Source organism: Ancylobacter radicis, assembly GCF_018449475.1.
GTDB lineage: Bacteria > Pseudomonadota > Alphaproteobacteria > Rhizobiales > Xanthobacteraceae > Ancylobacter > Ancylobacter radicis.
The window spans coordinates 2501-5533 of sequence record NZ_JAHCQH010000011.1; the positions used below are offsets into that span (position 1 = coordinate 2501).

General features: G+C 54.7%; 2 rRNA genes (1 of these 2 running past the window's edge). Both read left to right on the top strand.

What is annotated here, in order from left to right:
* Positions 1-2744, top strand: a 23S ribosomal RNA gene (locus KIP89_RS01990) (it extends 77 nt beyond the left edge of the window).
* Positions 2745-2837: 93 nt separating this feature from the next.
* Positions 2838-2952, top strand: a 5S ribosomal RNA gene (rrf, locus tag KIP89_RS01995).
* The last annotated feature ends 81 nt before the right edge of the window (positions 2953-3033 follow it).

The following is a 3033-nucleotide window of genomic DNA, read 5'->3' on the forward strand; positions in this document are numbered from 1 at the left end:
TACGGGGAGCTGCGAACAAGCTTTGATCCGTAAATTTCCGAATGGGGAAACCCACCTTCGACGACTGGGACTCTGAAGTCTTGCCACGCTGGAGCGATCCGGCGCGATGAGGCTTTGGAATTCCAGTTGTCATATGAAGGTATCAAGCTCTGAATACATAGGGGTTTGAAGCGAACCCGGGGAACTGAAACATCTAAGTACCCGGAGGAAAGGACATCAACAGAGACTCCGTTAGTAGTGGCGAGCGAACGCGGACCAGGCCAGTGGCGAAGAAGCGACAAGTGGAACCGGACAGGAAAGCCGGGCCTTAGTGGGTGATAGCCCCGTACACGTAATGCAATTCTTCGTCCTCGAGTAAGGCGGGACACGTGAAATCCTGTCTGAACATGGGGGGACCACCCTCCAAGCCTAAGTACTCCTCAGCGACCGATAGCGAACAAGTACCGTGAGGGAAAGGTGAAAAGCACCCCGACAAGGGGAGTGAAACAGTTCCTGAAACCGGATGCCTACAAACAGTAGGAGCCCAAGGTTCGTCCTGGGTGACTGCGTACCTTTTGTATAATGGGTCAGCGACTTAGTCTGGCGAGCAAGCTTAAACCGGTAGGTGTAGGCGCAGCGAAAGCGAGTCTGAACAGGGCGTTCAGTTCGTCGGATTAGACCCGAAGCCAAGTGATCTAGCCATGAGCAGGTTGAAGGTGCGGTAACACGCACTGGAGGACCGAACCGGTGCCCGTTGAAAAGGTCTCGGATGACTTGTGGCTAGGGGTGAAAGGCCAATCAAACTTGGAAATAGCTGGTTCTCCGCGAAAACTATTTAGGTAGTGCCTCGCGTGAATACTCCAGGGGGTAGAGCACTGGATGGGCTAGGGGGATTTACCGTCTTACCAAACCTAACCAAACTCCGAATACCTGGAAGTACTGCGCGGGAGACAGACGGCGGGTGCTAACGTCCGTCGTCGAGAGGGAAACAACCCTGACCTACAGCTAAGGCCCCCAAGTCGTGGCTAAGTGTGAAAGGATGTGAGAGTCCGAAAACAACCAGGAGGTTGGCTTAGAAGCAGCCATCCTTTAAAGAAAGCGTAACAGCTCACTGGTCTAGGATTCTTGCGCCGAAAATGTAACGGGGCTCAAGCCACGCGCCGAAGCTTAGGGTTTGCCTTCGGGCAAGCGGTAGCGGAGCGTTCCGTAAGCCTGCGAAGGAGGACCCGTGAGGGCCTCTGGAGGTATCGGAAGTGCGAATGCTGACATGAGTAACGACAAACAGTGTGAGAGACACTGTCGCCGAAAGTCCAAGGGTTCCTGCGTAAAGCTAATCTGCGCAGGGTTAGCCGGCCCCTAAGGCGAGGCCGAAAGGCGTAGTCGATGGGAATCAGGTGAATATTCCTGAGCCTGTGGGTAGTGACGAATCCCGTGTGTTGTCAGACGAATTGGTTCTGTTCTGGCTTCGAAGGGGTTCCAGGAAATAGCTCCCACAACATAGACCGTACCCGAAACCGACACAGGTGGACTGGTAGAGTATACCAAGGCGCTTGAGAGAACTATGCTGAAGGAACTCGGCAATTTACCTCCGTAACTTCGGGATAAGGAGGCCTTCCATCTGGGCAACCAGGTGGGAGGGGCACAGACCAGGGGGTGGCAACTGTTTAGCAAAAACACAGGGCTCTGCGAAATCGCAAGATGACGTATAGGGTCTGACGCCTGCCCGGTGCCGGAAGGTTAAGAGGAGAGGTGCAAGCTTTGAATCGAAGCCCCGGTAAACGGCGGCCGTAACTATAACGGTCCTAAGGTAGCGAAATTCCTTGTCGGGTAAGTTCCGACCTGCACGAATGGCGTAATGACTTCCCCGCTGTCTCCAGCATAGACTCAGTGAAATTGAATTCCCCGTGAAGATGCGGGGTTCCTGCGGTCAGACGGAAAGACCCCGTGCACCTTTACTGCAACTTTGCACTGGCATTCGTGTCGGTATGTGTAGGATAGGTGGTAGACTTTGAAGCGAGGGCGCCAGCTCTCGTGGAGTCATCCTTGAAATACCACCCTTATAGATATGGATGTCTAACCGCGGCCCGTCATCCGGGTCCGGGACATTGCATGGTGGGCAGTTTGACTGGGGCGGTCGCCTCCCAAAGAGTAACGGAGGCGCGCGATGGTGGGCTCAGACCGGTCGGAAATCGGTCGTCGAGTGCAATGGCATAAGCCCGCCTGACTGTGAGACTGACAAGTCGAACAGAGACGAAAGTCGGCCATAGTGATCCGGTGGTCCCACGTGGACGGGCCATCGCTCAACGAATAAAAGGTACGCCGGGGATAACAGGCTGATGATGCCCAAGAGTCCATATCGACGGCATCGTTTGGCACCTCGATGTCGGCTCATCACATCCTGGGGCTGGAGCAGGTCCCAAGGGTTCGGCTGTTCGCCGATTAAAGTGGTACGTGAGCTGGGTTCAGAACGTCGTGAGACAGTTCGGTCCCTATCTGCCGTGGGTGTAGGAATATTGAGAGGATTTGTCCCTAGTACGAGAGGACCGGGATGAACGTACCTCTGGTGGAGCTGTTGTGGCGCCAGCCGCAGTGCAGCGTAGCTATGTACGGTCGGGATAACCGCTGAAAGCATCTAAGCGGGAAACCCACCTCAAAACGAGTATTCCCTTGAGAACCGTGGAAGACGACCACGTTGATAGGCCGGGTGTGTAAGTATGGCAACATATTGAGCTTACCGGTACTAATCGTTCGATTGGCTTGATCGTTCTCATCCTCGATGCTCATCCATCAAGGATCAAAGCGACTAAAGACCTTAAGGGCTTCATGCCCCTTGCTTCGCAAATGCTGTGTTTCGCCGGCCTGGTGGCTATGGCGAGGAGCCTCAACCCGATCCCATCCCGAACTCGGCCGTTAAACTCCTCAGCGCCGATGGTACTATGTCTTAAGACCTGGGAGAGTAGGTCGCTGCCAGGCCTGCAAAACACAGCAAAAGCTTCTTCGCAAAACAAACAGAACGCCGCCCGCGCAGAAATGCCGGGCGGCGTTCTGCGTTGC